11 protein-coding genes are annotated in these 14,999 nt (G+C 72.7%); 8 read left to right on the forward strand and 3 right to left on the reverse strand.

Annotated elements, in window-relative coordinates; translation table 11 throughout:
- Positions 1-41 precede the first annotated feature (41 nt).
- The 6 genes from scy to ACGF8A_RS07445 all read left to right on the forward strand — a co-directional run bounded on the left by scy (position 42) and on the right by ACGF8A_RS07445 (position 9,104).
- A complete protein-coding gene (scy, locus tag ACGF8A_RS07420) occupies positions 42-3,890 on the forward strand; it encodes a polarized growth protein Scy (RefSeq protein WP_393105225.1) in 3,849 nt (1,282 codons plus the stop codon).
- A 196-nt stretch (positions 3,891-4,086) separates the two neighbouring features.
- The gene (locus ACGF8A_RS07425) at positions 4,087-5,022 is read left to right on the forward strand and encodes a cellulose-binding protein (RefSeq protein ID WP_393105227.1); all 936 of its coding nucleotides are present in this window, start codon (positions 4,087-4,089) and stop codon (positions 5,020-5,022) included.
- 85 nt (positions 5,023-5,107) lie between these two features.
- Positions 5,108-6,058 carry an ATP-binding cassette domain-containing protein gene (locus tag ACGF8A_RS07430; RefSeq protein WP_393105229.1) on the forward strand — a complete coding sequence of 317 codons (951 nt, stop codon included), beginning with the start codon at positions 5,108-5,110 and terminating at the stop codon, positions 6,056-6,058.
- Position 6,059: 1 nt separating this feature from the next.
- The gene (locus tag ACGF8A_RS07435; protein WP_393105231.1) at positions 6,060-6,830 is read left to right on the forward strand and encodes an ABC transporter permease; all 771 of its coding nucleotides are present in this window, start codon (positions 6,060-6,062) and stop codon (positions 6,828-6,830) included.
- Between the two features lie 124 nt (positions 6,831-6,954).
- The gene (locus tag ACGF8A_RS07440; RefSeq protein WP_393105233.1) at positions 6,955-8,253 is read left to right on the forward strand and encodes an ABC transporter ATP-binding protein; all 1,299 of its coding nucleotides are present in this window, start codon (positions 6,955-6,957) and stop codon (positions 8,251-8,253) included.
- Positions 8,250-9,104, forward strand: coding sequence for an ABC transporter permease subunit (locus ACGF8A_RS07445; RefSeq protein WP_393105235.1), 855 nt, complete (start codon positions 8,250-8,252; stop codon positions 9,102-9,104). Before ACGF8A_RS07440 ends, ACGF8A_RS07445 begins: the two co-directional genes overlap by 4 nt.
- A gap of 66 nt (positions 9,105-9,170) precedes the next feature.
- On the opposite strand, the gene ACGF8A_RS07450 is transcribed toward ACGF8A_RS07445, so the two are convergent.
- The gene (locus ACGF8A_RS07450; protein ID WP_393105237.1) at positions 9,171-9,512 is read right to left on the reverse strand and encodes an ATP/GTP-binding protein; all 342 of its coding nucleotides are present in this window, start codon (positions 9,510-9,512) and stop codon (positions 9,171-9,173) included.
- A gap of 220 nt (positions 9,513-9,732) precedes the next feature.
- Here ACGF8A_RS07450 and ACGF8A_RS07455 point away from each other — a divergent pair, with 220 nt between their 5' ends.
- Positions 9,733-10,761 (forward strand): LLM class flavin-dependent oxidoreductase, encoded by a 1,029-nt coding sequence (locus ACGF8A_RS07455; RefSeq protein ID WP_393105239.1) that lies wholly within the window; start codon positions 9,733-9,735, stop codon positions 10,759-10,761.
- 85 nt (positions 10,762-10,846) lie between these two features.
- Here the strand turns inward: ACGF8A_RS07455 and ACGF8A_RS07460 are convergent, their stop codons facing one another.
- A complete protein-coding gene (locus ACGF8A_RS07460; RefSeq protein ID WP_393105241.1) occupies positions 10,847-11,239 on the reverse strand; it encodes an SCO5389 family protein in 393 nt (130 codons plus the stop codon).
- A gap of 243 nt (positions 11,240-11,482) precedes the next feature.
- Here ACGF8A_RS07460 and nucS point away from each other — a divergent pair, with 243 nt between their 5' ends.
- Positions 11,483-12,154, forward strand: coding sequence for an endonuclease NucS (gene nucS / locus ACGF8A_RS07465; protein WP_393105244.1), 672 nt, complete (start codon positions 11,483-11,485; stop codon positions 12,152-12,154).
- 104 nt (positions 12,155-12,258) lie between these two features.
- On the opposite strand, the gene ACGF8A_RS07470 is transcribed toward nucS, so the two are convergent.
- Positions 12,259-14,796: an ATP-binding protein gene (locus ACGF8A_RS07470; protein ID WP_393105246.1), complete on the reverse strand. Its 2,538-nt coding sequence runs from the start codon at positions 14,794-14,796 to the stop codon at positions 12,259-12,261.
- Between the last annotated feature and the right edge of the window lie 203 nt (positions 14,797-14,999).

Below are 14,999 nucleotides of genomic sequence, written 5' to 3' on the forward strand. Positions count from 1 at the left end.
TTTGGAGAGACTTGCGACCAGGGGACGGATGGGACCGCGCAGTGCGGGGCTACGAGAGCCAGGAGCGAGAGCCGGCGGCTGACGTCGATCACCTCACTCGGTTCGAAGCCGAGATGAAGCGGCTGAGGACCGAGCGGGAAAAGGCCATCCAGCACGCCGAGGACCTCGGCTACCAGGTCGAGGTGCTGCGCGCCAAGCTGCACGAGGCGCGGCGCACGCTCATGACCCGGCCTGCATATGACAGCGCCGACATCGGCTACCAGGCCGAACAGTTGCTGCGCAACGCCCAGATGCAGGCGGACCAGATCCGGGCGGACGCCGACCGGGAGCTGAGCCAGGCCCGGGCGCAGACCCAGCGGATCCTCCAGGAGCACGCCGAGCAGGCGGCCCGCCTCCAGGCCGAGCTGCACGCCGAGGCCGTCTCCCGCCGGCAGCAGCTCGACCAGGAGCTCGCCGAACGCCGGCAGACCGTCGAGTCCCACGTCAACGAGAACGTGGCCTGGGCCGAGCAGCTGCGTTCCCGCACCGAGCAGCAGGCCCGGCGCCTGCTGGAGGAGTCCAGGACCGAGGCGGAGCAGGCCATGGCGGCCGCCCGCGCGGAGGCCGAGCGGCTGACCGCCGAGGCCCGCCAGCGTCTGCGGAGCGAGGCCGAGGCCGCCCGCGCGGAGGCCGAGCAACTGCTGCGCCGGGCCCGTACGGATGCCGAGCGGCTGCTGAACGCCGCCTCCACGCAGGCCCAGGAGGCCACCGAGCACGCCGAGCAGCTGCGGACGTCGACCGTCTCGGAGTCCGACGCGGCCCGCCGCCAGGCCGCCGAGCTCAGCCGGGCCGCCGAGGCGCGGATGGCGGAGGCCGAGGAGGCGCTGCGCAAGGCGCAGTCCGAGGCGGAGAAGCTGGTCACCGAGGCCAAGGAGGCCGCGGCCAAGGCCCTCTCCGGCGCCGAGGCGGCGAACGAGACGCGCACGCGCACCGCCAAGGAGCAGGTCGCCCGGCTCGTCAGCGAGGCGACCAAGGAGGCGGAGGCCACCAGGGCGGAGGCCGAGCAGGTCGTCGCGGACGCCCGCGCCGAGGCCGAGAAGATCGTCGCGGAGGCGGGCGAGAAGGCCCGCTCGGCCACCGCCGAGGAGACCGCGAGCCAGCTGTCCAAGGCGGCGAGGACCGCCGAGGAGGTCCTCAACAAGGCGTCGGAGGACGCGAAGAAGACCACCAGGGCGGCCACCGAGGAGGCCGAACGCATCCGCCGTGAGGCGGAGACCGAGGCGGACCGGCTGCGCGCCGAGGCGCACGACATCGCCGAGCAGCTCAAGGGCGCCGCGAAGGACGACACCAAGGAGTACCGCGCCAAGACCGTCGAGCTCCAGGAGGAGGCTCGGCGGCTGCGGGGCGAGGCCGAGCAGCTGCGCGCCGAGGCGGTCGACGAGGGCGAGAAGATCCGCGCGGAGGCCCGCAAGCAGGCCGTGGCGCAGATCGAGGAGGCGGCCAGGACAGCCGAGGAACTGCTCGCCAAGGCGAAGGCCGACGCCGACGAGCTGCGGCAGAGCGCGACCACCGACAGCGAGAAGGTCCGCACCGAGGCCATCGAGCGGGCGACCACGCTGCGCCGGCAGGCCGAGGAGACGCTGGAGCGCACCCGCAAGGAGGCCGAGCGGCACCGCGCGGAGGTCCTGGAGCAGTCCCAGGGCATCCGCAACGACGCCGAGCAGGCCGCGCGTGAGCTGCGCGAGGAGACCGAGCGGGCCGTGGAGACCCGCCGCGCGGAGGCCGCCGAGGAGCTGACGCGGCTGCACACGGATGCGGAGACCCGGCTCGCCGCCGCCGAGCAGGCGCTGACCGACGCCCGCGAGGAGGCCGGGCGGATCCGCCGCGAGGCCGCTGAGGAGGGCGAGCGGCTGCGCGCCGAGTCGGCCGAGCGGATCCGCACTCTGCGGGCACAGGCCGAGGCGGAGGCCGAACGGCTGCGCGCCGAGGCGGCGTCCGACGCGTCCGCGTCCCGGGCCGAGGGCGAGGCCGTCGCCGTACGCCTGCGCTCGGAGGCCGCTTCGGAGGCCGAGCGGCTGAAGTCGGAGGCGCAGGACACCGCCGACCGGGTGCGGGCCGAGGCGCAGGCCGCGGCCGAGCGGCTGGCGCAGGAGGCCTCCGAGACGCTGGCCGCCGCGCAGGAGGAGGCCGCCCGGCGCCGCCGCGAGGCCGAGGAACTCCTCGGCGCGGCCCGCCAGGAGGCCGACCAGGAGCGCGAGCGGGCTCGCGAGCAGAGCGAGGAGCTGCTGGCCTCGGCGCGCAAGCGCGTGGAGGAGGCGCAGGCGGCGGCCGTACGCCTGGTGGAGGAGGCCGACCGGCGCGCCACCGAGATGGTGTCGGCGGCGGAGCTCCACGCCCAGCAGGTGCGCGACTCGGTCGCCGGGCTGCACGAGCAGGCGCAGGAGGAGATCGCCGGACTGCGCAACGCCGCGGAGCACGCGGCGGACCGCACCCGCCGGGAGGCTCAGGAGGAGGCGGACCGGGTCCGGGCCGACGCCTACGCCGAGCGGGAGCGCGCCGCCGAGGACGCGGGCCGGGTCCGGCGGGAGGCGAGCGAGGAGTCGGAGGCCGCCAAGGCGCTGGCCGAGCGCACCATGACGGAGGCGATCGCCGAGGCCGAGCGGCTGCGCGCCGAAGCGGCCGAGCACGCCCAGCGGCTGCGCACCGAGGCGTCGGACGCGATCGCCGAGGCCGACCAGGCGGCGGCACGCACGCGTGCGGACGCCCGCGAGGACGCCAACCGCATCCGGTCGGACGCCGCGACGCAGGCGGACACCCTCATCACCGAGGCACGCAGCGAGGCCGAGCGGCTGCAGACGGAGACCGTCGCCGAGGCCGAGCGGGTGCGCAGCGAGGCGCTCGCGAAGGCCGAGAAGCTGGTCGGGGACGCGAGCGGCGAGGCGGAGCGGCTGCGTGCCGAGGCCGCGAGAACGGTCGGGTCGGCGCAGCAGCACGCCGAGCGGATCCGCACCGAGGCCGAGCGGGTCAAGGCGGAGGCCGCCCAGGAGGCGGAGGGGGTCACGACGGCGGCGCGCGAGGAGGCCGAGCGCACCCTGGACGAGGCACGCAAGGACGCCAACAAGCGGCGTTCCGAGGCGGCCGAGCAGGTCGACACGCTCATCACGGAGACCACCGCCGAGGCCGACAAACTGCTCACCGAGGCGCAGCAGCAGGCGCTGAAGACGACCGCGGACGCCGAGGCGCAGGCCGACACCATGGTGGGCGCGGCCCGCAAGGAGGCCGACCGGCTGGTGTCCGAGGCGACGGTCGAGGGCAACGGGCGGGTGGAGAAGGCCCGTACGGACGCGGACGAACTGCTCGTCGGCGCGCGCCGGGACGCGACCGCCATAAGGGAGCGGGCGGAGGAGCTGCGGGCGCGGATCACCGCGGAGATCGAGGAGTTGCACGAGCGCGCCCGCCGGGAGGCCGCCGAGACCATGAAGTCGACCGGCGACCGCTGCGACGCGCTCATCAAGGCCGCCGAGGAGCAGCTCGCCAAGGCGCAGGCGAAGGCCAAGGAGCTGGTGTCGGAGGCCAACTCCGAGGCCGGCAAGGTGCGCATCGCCGCCGTCAAGAAGGCGGAGGGCCTGCTGAAGGAGGCCGAGCAGAAGAAGTCGGCGCTCGTGAAGGAGGCCGAGGAGCTGAAGGCCGAGGCGATCCAGGAGGCCAGGCGCACGGTCGAGGAGGGCAAGCGCGAGCTGGAGGTCCTGGTGCGCCGCCGCGAGGACATCAACGCCGAGATCTCCCGCGTGCAGGACGTGCTGGAGGCGCTGGAGTCCTTTGAGACGCCGTCAGCGGGCAAGGACGGCGCGGTCAAGGCCGGCGCGACGGTCGGCGCCCCCCGATCGGGTGGCAAGTCGCCGGAAGGCTAGCCTCCGTGGGGCGATTCCGGTGTGTTCCGGGTGCTTTGACCAAGACTTTGGCTTGCCCTTTGGCAAGTACTCCTGCGGTTAGCCACTCAAAAGGGGTGTCATTCTCCAGATCAAACACGCATCCGCTCGATGACACACCGCTTCGGCCCCTAGGATTCCACCTATCACCTCACCGGTCTCATTCGACAGGAACCCCATGAGCGACACTTCCCCCTACGGCTTCGAGCTTGTGCGGCGTGGGTACGACCGCGCTCAGGTGGACGAACGTATCTCCAAGCTCGTCTCCGACCGTGACAGCGCTCTCTCCCGCATCACCGCTCTGGAAAAGCGCATCGAGGAACTCCACCTCGAGACGCAGAACGCCCAGGCCGCCGTCACCGACGCCGAGCCGTCGTACGCGGGTCTCGGCGCGCGTGTCGAGAAGATCCTCCGCCTCGCCGAGGAAGAGGCCAAGGACCTGCGCGAGGAGGCACGGCGCGCGGCCGAGCAGCACCGCGAGCTCGCCGAGTCGGCGTCCCAGCAGGTGCGCAACGACGCCGAGTCGTTCGCGGCGGAGCGCAAGGCCAAGGCCGAGGACGAGGGCGTCCGGATCGTCGAGAAGGCCAAGAGCGACGCCTCCCAGCTGCGCGCCGAGGCGCAGAAGGACGCGCAGTCCAAGCGGGAGGAGGCGGACGCGCTCTTCGAGGAGACCCGCGCGAAGGCCGCGCAGGCCGCCGCCGACTTCGAGACGAACCTCGCCAAGCGCCGCGAGCAGTCCGAGCGCGACCTGGCGTCCCGTCAGGCCAAGGCCGAGAAGCGCCTCGCCGAGATCGAGCACCGCGCCGAGCAGCTGCGCCTGGAGGCCGAGAAGCTCCGCACCGACGCCGAGCGCCGCGCCCGCCAGACGGTGGAGACCGCCCAGCGCCAGGCCGAGGACATCGTGGCCGACGCCAACGCCAAGGCCGACCGCATCCGTTCGGAATCCGAGCGCGAGCTGGCCGCCCTCACCAACCGCCGCGACTCGATCAACGCCCAGCTGACGAACGTGCGCGAGATGCTCGCCACGCTCACCGGCGCCGCGGTGGCCGCGGCCGGTACGCCGGGCGAGGACGAGCCGGTCTCCCGGGGAGTGCCCGCGCAGCAGTCCCGGTAACCACCCGGCATACAGCTGCTGAACACCTGCGAAGCCCTCTGCCACTGAGGTGGCAGAGGGCTTTGTGCCGTTTTAGCGTGGCCGCATGATCGAGCTGACCGGGCTGACCAAGCGGTACGGCGAGAAGGTGGCCGTGAACCAGCTGACCTTCACCGTCAGACCGGGCATCGTCACCGGCTTCCTCGGTCCCAACGGCGCGGGCAAGTCCACCACCATGCGCATGATTCTGGGCCTGGACCACCCGACCGCCGGGGACGTCCGGATCGACGGCAAGCACTACGACCAGCTCAAGGACCCGATGACGTGCATCGGCGCCCTGCTCGACGCCAAGGCCGTGCACGGCGGCCGCTCCGCCTACCACCATCTGCTGTGTCTGGCCCAGGCCAACGGTATCCCCGGCCGGCGGGTGCACGAGGTGCTCGACACCGTCGGCCTCACCGCGGTCGCGAGGAAGAAGGCCAGGGGCTTCTCCCTGGGCATGGGGCAGCGGCTCGGCATCGCGGGCGCGCTGCTCGGCGACCCGCGGATCCTGATGTTCGACGAGCCGGTCAACGGGCTCGACCCCGAGGGCATCCACTGGATCCGCACGCTGATGAAGACGCTGGCCGCACAGGGCCGTACGGTCTTCGTCTCCTCCCACCTGATGAGCGAGATGGCGCTGACGGCCGATCATCTCGTCGTGATCGGACAGGGCCGGCTGCTCGCGGACATGTCCATGACCGACTTCATCGCGCAGAACTCGCGCAGTTGCGTCCGGATCCGCACCCCGCAGCGGGAACGGCTCCTCGATGTGCTGCACGGCGCCGGACTGACGGTGGTGGAGACCGGCAGCGGGGCCTTCGAGGTGGACGCCGGCGAACCGGAGCGGATCGGGGAGCTGGCGGCGCAGCACCAGATCGTGCTGCACGAGCTGAGCACCCAGCAGGCCTCGCTGGAGGAGGCGTTCATGCGGCTGACGGCGGAATCGGTGGAGTACCACGCGCACGCCGACCCGGCGGCCGGGCAGCAGTGGGGCGACGGATGGAGGAAGGACTGACATGGCGGCGACCCAGGTCATCCGGTCGGAGTGGACGAAGATCCGCTCCGTCGCGTCCACGGTGTGGACGCTGTCCCTCGCCGTGGTCGTCACCATCGCGCTCGGCATGCTGATCTCGGCACTGTCGAGGAGCGAGTTCGAGAACATGGACGAGGCCGGCCGGCTCTCCTTCGACGCGACGTTCATCAGCTTCGCGGGCATGAGCCTCGGTCAGCTGGCGATGATCGTCTTCGGGGTGCTCGTCGTGTCGAACGAGTACAGCTCCGGCATGATCCGCACCTCGCTGGCCGCCGTGCCACAGCGCGGCACCTTCCTGTTCAGCAAGATCGCTGTCGCGACGCTGCTCGCCCTGGCCGTCGGCATGGCCACCGGCTTCGCCGCCTTCTTCCTCGGGCAGGCCATGCTGGGCGACCTGAGAGCGGACCTCGGCGACCAGGGGGTGCTGCGCGCGGTGATCGGCGGCGGGCTGTACATGACCCTCATCGCCATGTTCTCGATGGGCGTCGCCGCGATGCTGCGCTCGCCGATGCTGTCGCTGGGCATCCTGATGCCGTTCTTCTTCCTGATCTCCAACATCCTCGGCAACGTCTCGGCGACGAAGAAGCTCGGCCAGTACCTGCCCGACCAGGCGGGCAGCAGGATCATGCAGGTGGTGACCCCGGTGGGGGACGACAGTCCGTACGGCCCCTGGGGCGGGCTGGGGATCATGGTGCTGTGGGTGGTCGCGGCTCTGACCGGCGGTTACGTGCTGCTGAAGCGGCGGGACGCTTAGCGACCCCGGAGGTTCGCCCCGTCTTTCACCCGCTCTTGGAGGGAACCGTCAGCGCCTCGGTATCCTCCTAACCCTTACGGGGGCGTGTGCCCCGCTGTCCTGAACCATTCGATGGGTGCGGAGCATGATCGAGGCAGACGGCCTGACCAAGCGCTACGGCGACAAGACCGCGGTGTACAACCTTTCCTTCCGGGTGCGGCCCGGTGCCGTCACCGGCTTCCTCGGCCCGAACGGCTCGGGCAAGTCGACGACGATGCGGATGATCCTCGGGCTGGACAATCCGACGGCGGGGAAGGTGACCATCGGCGGCTTCCCCTACCGCAAGCTGCCGAACGCGCCCCGTCATGTCGGCGCCCTGCTGGACGCCAAGGCGGTGCACGGCGGCCGGACCGCCCGCAACCACCTGCTGTCCCTGGCCCAGCTGTCCGGCATCCCGGCCCGGCGGGTCGACGAGGTGCTCGGCGTGGTCGGCCTGCAGGACGTGGCCGGGCGGCGTTCCAAGGGCTTCTCCCTCGGCATGGGCCAGCGGCTCGGCATCGCCGCCGCGCTGCTCGGCGACCCGCAGGTGCTGCTCTTCGACGAGCCGGTCAACGGCCTCGACCCCGAGGGCATCCTCTGGGTGCGGAACCTGATGAAGTCGCTCGCGGCGGAGGGCCGTACCGTCTTCGTCTCCTCGCACCTGATGAGCGAGATGGCGCTGACCGCCGACCACCTGATCGTCATCGGGCGTGGGCAGCTGCTCGCCGACATGAGCGTGCGGGACTTCATCGCGGCCAACTCCGCGGGCTTCGCGCGCGTACGCACACCCGACACCGAGCCCCAGCAGCGCGAGAAGCTGTCCTCGGCGCTCGCCGAGGCGGGCGCCCATGTGCTGCCCGAGCAGGACGGCGCGCTGCGGGTGACCGGCCTGCCGCTGCCGCGCATCAGCGACATCGCGCACGAGACCGACGTCCGGCTGTGGGAGCTGTCGCCGCACCAGGCCTCGCTGGAGGAGGCGTACATGCGGATGACCCAGGCCGCCGTCGACTACCGCTCGACGGTCGACCAGCGGGCCGGGCTCCAGCAGCCGTCGCCGCAGGGCGCGCAGCAGCCGATGCCGGTGCCGGGCCAGGGCCAGCCTGGCTGGTACGCCCCGCCGCCGCCCCAGCAGGGCGGGCAGCCGTTCGCGATGCCGCCGGGCCAGTCCGGAGCGGTGCCCCCGGGGCCGTACGGCGCTCCCTCCGCCTCCGGCGCGCCCGGCGCGGGCCCGCAGAACCCGTACGCCCAGCAGGCGCCGCAGGCGGCCGCACAGGCCGCCCCACAGCCGTACGCCGCCCAGCCCGCGGCGCCGGGGCAGCCCCCGGCTGCCCCGCCCGCCGCCCAGCCGCCCGCCTCCTCCCCCGCCACCCCCTCCCACGAGCCCAAGCCCGAGGACGCCCGATGAGCACGCCCCAGCCCCCCATGCCGCAGGCCGCGCCCGGCGCGCAGCACTCCGGCTACACCTCGCCGATCCCCGTCGTCCGCACCCATCTCGGGCACGCGCTCGCCTCGGAGTGGACGAAGATCAAGTCGGTGCGCTCCACGATGTGGACGCTGGGCGTGTTCGTGCTGCTGGTCGTCGGCATCGGGCTGCTCGCCGGAGCGCTGGTCGCTGCGAACACCTCCACGGAGTCGGATCTCGGTGGGGAGTCCGCGCTGTCCCTCGGCTTCTTCGGACTGCTGCTCGGCAGCATGTGCATCATCACGCTGGGCGTGCTGACCACCGCCTCCGAGTACGGCACCGGGATGATCCGGACGACGATGACCGCGTGCCCGCCGCGGTCGCGGGTGCTCGTGGCGAAGGCGATCGTGTTCTTCGCGCTCGCCTTCGTGGTCACGCTGGTCGCCGCCGGCCTCGTCGCCTTCGTACAGGTCGGCATGGTGAGCGCCGCCCGGGAGCCCGCGGGCGAGGAGTGGCTGAAGGGGACGGTCGGCGTCTCGCTCTACATCGCGCTGCTCGGACTGCTCTCGCTGCTCGTCGGCTCGATCGTCCGGCACTCGGCGGGCGCCATCACCATCATGATCGCGGCGGTGCTGGCCCCGCTGGTCATCGCGATGTTCATGTTCGCGTCCTCGCTGGAGGACGTCCGCCAGGCCCTGTTCGAGTACTCGATCCCGAACCAGCTGAGCATCTTCTACGCCAACTCGCTGACCGAGTCCGGCCCGTCCGGCTGGGACCCGCTGTGGATCATGCTCGGTGTGACGGCCGCCGCGTTCGCCGGCGCCTACGCCCTGCTGGAGAGGCGGGACGTGTAGGACGGCGGGCGGCTCCGGGTGCCGTACGGCGCCCGGGACGACACCTGGAACACAGGACCGAGTCCGCTAGAACCTCGGCGCGTTACGGGACCGCTGCACCCGCGTGGTGCGGCGGTCCCGCGCGTTCCAGCACGCCTTGTGCCAGTGCCGGCGGTCGTCCACCCCCGCGTGTTCCGGCCAGGCCACCACATGCGGTACGGCGGACGGAATCAGCTGGTCGCAGCCGGGGCAGCGGTACGTCTTGCCCTCGGAACTGGCCCCCGCCACATGGCGCACGCTCCAGTCCTCGCCCTGCCAGTCCTGCGAGGTCTGCCAGCCGCCGTAGCGGCCGCGGGGGTCGTCCTCGGCGCTCCGGCCGGACGGGCCGGCGGCCTGGGGACCCTTCGGGCGGTTGCGACGCGGGGACACGGGACACCTCACGGAGCTATACAGGAACCGGGTCACGTCCAGCCTACGCGGCCCGCGGACGGGTACGCGGAAAGCGACGAACCTGACAAGTCCCCCTCTCCGGCCGTTCATTCTGCCGACAATCCGCAAATCTCTTCGCCGGGCCGTGTCCTCGGCACGTGTCAGACGGTTATGCCGGGTGGGGGAGCTCCGTGTCGGAGCCAAGGAAGCAGGAAGAGCGATGCGCGTAGGAACATTCGTGCTGGCGGCCCAGTTCCCGGGTCAGGGCCAGGGGGAGGCGCTGTACCGGGCGGTCCGCTCGGCGGAGCTCACCGAGGAGGCGGGGCTCGACTCGGTGTGGCTGGCCGAGCACCACTTCGTGCCGTACGGCACCTGCCCGTCGGCGATCACTCTGGCCGCCCTGGTGCTGGGCCGCACCCACCGTATCCGTGTCGGTACGGCGGTCAGTGTGCTGCCCACCACGCACCCGGTGGCCCTCGGGGAACAGGCCGCGCTGCTGCACGTGACGAGCGGCGGCCGGCTCACGCTGGGCGTCGGGCGCGGTGGTCCGTGGGTGGACCTGGAGGTCTTCGGCGCCGGGCTGGAGGCGTACGAGAAGGAGTATCCGCAGTCACTGGACCTGCTCCTGCGCTGGCTGCGCGAGCCGGCGGTGGAGGGACCCGGCGGCCGCTACGCCTTCCGTGAAGTCCCCGTGGTGCCAAGGCCCTCGGAGTGCCTGACGGAGACCGCGGGACCGGAGGTGCTCGTCGCGTGCACCTCCCCGGCGAGTGTACGGATGGCCGCCGAGCGCGGGCTGCCGATGTTGCTCGGCATGCATGTCGGGGACGAGGAAAAGGCCGAGATGGTCGCCCTGTGGCGGCAGCACGCGCGCGCGGCGGGGCGGCCGGGGGACGAGATCCGCCGCGCGGCCCATGTCTCGGCCGGCGTCTGCCAGATCGCGGACAGTCGCAGCGACGCGGCCGAGACGCTGCTGAAGGCGATGCCGGGATGGCTGAAACAGGGTCTCGACGCCCATGTCACGGTGGACGGCCGGGAGCGCCGGATGCGCGATCCGCTGGCGTACACTGAACTGCTCTGCGGGCTGCACCCGGTGGGCACCCCCCGGAGTTGCGCCGACCGGCTGGCGGCCACCAGCGAGCGTACGGGCGTCTCCCGCTTCGCCCTGCTCGTCGAGGGCTCCGGCGACCTGGCGGCCACGGAGGAGAACGTACGGCGGCTGGGCGCCGAGGTGCTGCCTCAGCTGACGTGAACGCCTTCGCGGCGCGGGAGGCTTGCCGCTCCGGTACAGATCGCACCTCCCGCGTACGGAGCGGCAAGCAAGCGGTTCACCCCCCTCAGCAGTCCCGCAGCTCCGGGGACTGGTTCAGCAGTTGGCCCCGGATCGAGGTGAAGCGGGCCAGCCTCTCGTCCGCCGAGGCGTCCAGCGGGAACACCGCCACACGGTGGCAGTTCTGGAAGGCCAGCCGCACACCGAAGTGCCGCTGCAGGGCACCGCGGATGGCGTCACTCGCGAGCGCACGCAGCAGCTGCCCACGTGCCTGCTCGTCCGGCGGGGGCGTCTGGTTGTCGGCGAACTCTCCGCCGTCCACCTTCAGCTGGACCGCCAGGGAGCTGATCATCTCCCATGCGTAGGGCAGGGAGGTCCGGACGCAGTCGACGAATTCAGCTTCGTCGACCTCGCCTCGCTCGGCCTGTTCGAGTAGGGCCGGTGAGACGTCGAGCGACATGGGTTCTCCTCTCGCACCCCCAACCAGCAGGGGTTGCCGGACAGATGAGGGAGCACGCAAAGCGAACACGCTGTGTACACGCATCACGACCTCCCGTTTAATACGGTAGGCAACGGACGGTGACCGCACCAGAAGAATGCACACACAGGCAGATCCCGGTGGGCACACAATCGGCCAGAGGCGAACACGGGTCTTCCAGGGCGAATCGCGTGCACAGGAGCCCGTCGAGTAGCGTTGCCGACCATGCGTCTCGTCATTGCCCGATGCTCCGTCGACTACGCGGGCCGGCTCACCGCTCACCTGCCCACCGCCCCCCGTCTGATCCTGGTCAAGGCGGACGGCAGCGTCTCGATCCACGCGGACGACCGGGCCTACAAGCCCCTGAACTGGATGTCGCCGCCCTGCACGCTGAAGGAGGGCACCGGTGAGGAGGCCGGCGTCTGGACCGTCGTCAACAAGGCGGGCGAGAAGCTGATCATCACGATGGAAGAAGTCCTGCACGACTCCTCGCACGAACTGGGCGTCGACCCAGGCCTGATCAAGGACGGCGTGGAAGCGCACCTCCAGGAACTGCTCGCCGACCGCATCGAGGCCCTCGGCGACGGCTACACGCTGATCCGCCGCGAGTACATGACGGCCATCGGCCCGGTCGACATCCTGTGCCGGGACGCCGACGGCCGGACCGTCGCGGTGGAGATCAAGCGGCGCGGCGAGATCGACGGTGTGGAACAGCTCACCCGCTATCTGGAGCTGCTGAACCGCGATCCCCATCTGGCGCCGGTCCGGGGCATCTTCGCCGCCCAGGAGATCAAGCCGCAGGCACGCGTGCTGGCGGCGGACCGCGGGATCGGCTGCCAGGTGCTGGACTACGACGCCCTGCGGGGGATCGAGGACGACAAGCTGCGGCTGTTCTGAGCGCTTCCCGAGCGGCTTCCCGTGACGGCGTTCCGTACGGAACGCCGCGCGGCGACGAGGGCCGGGTCCGTTCGTGCGGACCCGGCCCTGTCGTGCCGGCGGTCTCAGATCAGCTGTTCCGGGCTGCTCGGCGCGCCCGCCGCGCTGGACGCCGGGCTACCGGAGGTGACGGGGCTGCCGGCCGTGGTGGAGTCCGTCGGCGACGGGTCCGTCGGCGTGGGCGACGGGCTGGTGCTCGTCGTGGGCGACTCGGACGGCGTCGGACCGCCGGTCGGCGTCCCGGGGGACGTCGGCGGCTTCGAGGGCGTGGACGGCGGCTTCGAGGGCGAGGTCGAAGGCGATCCCGGTGACCCACCGCCGGGCTGGTGCGTACCGCTCGGCTCGTCGGACGGCTCCCCCGCTCCCGAACCCGTGCCCGGGTCCTCCGGCGTCGGATCGTCCGTCGTGCCGAAGGTGCCGTCGGGCCCTGGATCCGTCGGCCGGCCGGTCGCCCCGCTGCCCCCGTCGTCGTCCTGGTCCGCCTTGTCCGCGCCCAGGCTGTCGTCGCCGGGGCCCTGGCTCACCGACGGGTTGACGCCGACCTGATCGGACGGGCTCTCGGCGTCGTTGCTGGAGGTGGCGCCGAGCGTCACGACCGTGCCGAGCACCGCCACGAGCAGCGCGCCCGCGCCGGTCGCGACGAGGTTGCGCCGGGCGAGGCCGCGCAGACCGCCGCCCCGGCCGCGCCCGGACGCCGCTCCGGGCGTGGAGCGGTGGGTGACGAGGTCCGGGGCGCCGTCGGGCCGTTGCGGAGGCGGGAAGTCCGCCGGCACCGCCGGGACACCGCCGGGCGGCGACACGGACTCCTCGTGGCGGGCGTCGGGCACCTCGTCACCGGCGGTGGTGCCGAGCGTGAGCGGCGTCCGGACGGCGGGGGCCGTGCCCTCCCGGTCGGTCACCAGGGCGAGGGCGCGACGGCCGGCCACGGTACCGCGCTTGTCGGCGAGGGCGCCGCGCAGCCCGATGGACGCCTCCAGCTCGGCGCGGGCCCGGTCCAGCCGCCCCTCGCAGAGGGCGAGGATGCCCAGCTCGTGGTGGAAGTAGGCCTGTTCGGCGACGTCCCCGGCGAGCCGGGCGGCCTCCGCGCCGGAGCGCAGCGCCCGTTCCCAGGCACTCCAGTGCAGGCCCGCGGCGAAGGCGGGCGCGGCCGCGCGGGCCAGCTGCACGGCCGGACTGTCCTCACCCTCGGCGGGCGCCACCGTCGCCGGTACGAGGGAACTCAGCGCGGTGAGCACGGCGTCCGCCTCGACGCACACCCGCTCGGGGGTGACCGAGGGATGCCCGGCCCACCAGGCGTAGTGCCGGGTGGCGGTCAGGGCGTGGCCCTCGGGGTCGTCCGCGTATCCGGCGGCCTCCAGCTGGGTCTGCACCCCGGCGGCGAGCCGGTAGCGGGCCCCGACCGGGGAGACGAGCGCGCAGCCCAGCAACTCGCCGAGCGCGGCGTCGGCGTGGGTGTCGCCGACCAGGGCGGGCAGGTGCGCCTGGTGGGGCACCTCACCTCCGAGGGCCACCGCGAACCGCAGGGTGGCGCGGGCGGAGGCGCTGAGCCGGGAGGCGAGCAGTGCCGCGGGTGCGGCGCCCTCGGCGAGCGAGGGCAGGGGGACGTCCTCGCCGACGGGCGGACCCGGGACGGCGTCGAAGGGCTCGTCGGCGGGGATGTCCTGGAAGACACCGAACTCGTCGAGTGCGTCGGCGCCGGCGCGCAGCCGGTCGCGCTGCCGCAGCAGGGCGCCGGCCTGCACGAACCGCAGCGGCAGGCCCTCGGACTCGAACCAGAGGTCGCCGGCCCAGTTGGCCTCGTCCTCGGTGAGCGGCCGCCCGACGGCGTGCTCCAGCAGCTCCAGGCCGCCGGCGCGGTCGAGGCCGTCGAGGAAGACCTCCTCGATCGCGGCCTCGGCCGACGGCGCGGGCACGTCCGGCGTGGCGGCGAGGAGGAAGGCGCACTCGGGGGTGGCGTCCAGCAGCTCGTCGAGTGCCGCGCCGCCGATCTCGATGTCGTCGAGGACGACGACCGCCCCGATCTCCCCGACGCGGGCGAGAAGTTCGTCCTGTTCCGGCCGGTGCAGCGGCGCACCGTGGACGGCGTGGAAGAGGTCGTGCAGCAGATCGGCCGCGGTGCGGTGGAAGCCGGTCAGGCGGACGACGCCGTCGGGGGCGAGGTCCGCGCAGTCCTCGGCGACGATGTCGAGGAGTGTGCTGCGTCCGGAGCCGCCGGGGCCGGTGAGGCGCACGGAGCGGCCGCGGGCGAGCAGCCTTACCAGGCGCTCGCGTTCGTCCTGGCGGCCCAGGAGCGGCAGGGTGGGCCGGCTCGGTCCTGGCGGCACCGGTGGAGCGGCGGCGCGGGCCACCTCGGTGCGCTGGGCCGGGCTCAGCTTCTCGGGTCTGCCGGGGCGTTCGCCGGGCGGGCAGAGTTCTATCTCGCTGCCGTCGACGGGGTTGACGGTGAGCAGGAGGTCGCCGGAGACCAGCTGCACGGTGCGGGCGAGTGCGGGCGCGTGCTGGCCGAAGTCGGATGTGAGGGAGTCCCTGGGCGGGCGCTGGCGCGGCGCGTTGCCGTCGCCGTCGTGGCCGTACTCCTCGGGTCCCCGGTTGTTCGGGTCCATAGGTTCAAGCCCCCCAAAAGCATCGGGTGCGTAGAGCCCCTCCCGGCCTTGCCGCACACCGCGCTGTCGCTTCTGGTCCGGGCCCGCACGAGGGTGGATCAGACGCGGGCGACCGAACCTTAAACCGTCGGTCAGTATTCACGACAGCCCGGGGTGCCATGGGGTCCGAGACGTCACGGTCTTGTGAGGATTGGGTGCGTCGG

The sequence above is a fragment of the Streptomyces sp. NPDC047706 genome (assembly GCF_043204795.1).
Lineage (GTDB): Bacteria > Actinomycetota > Actinomycetes > Streptomycetales > Streptomycetaceae > Streptomyces.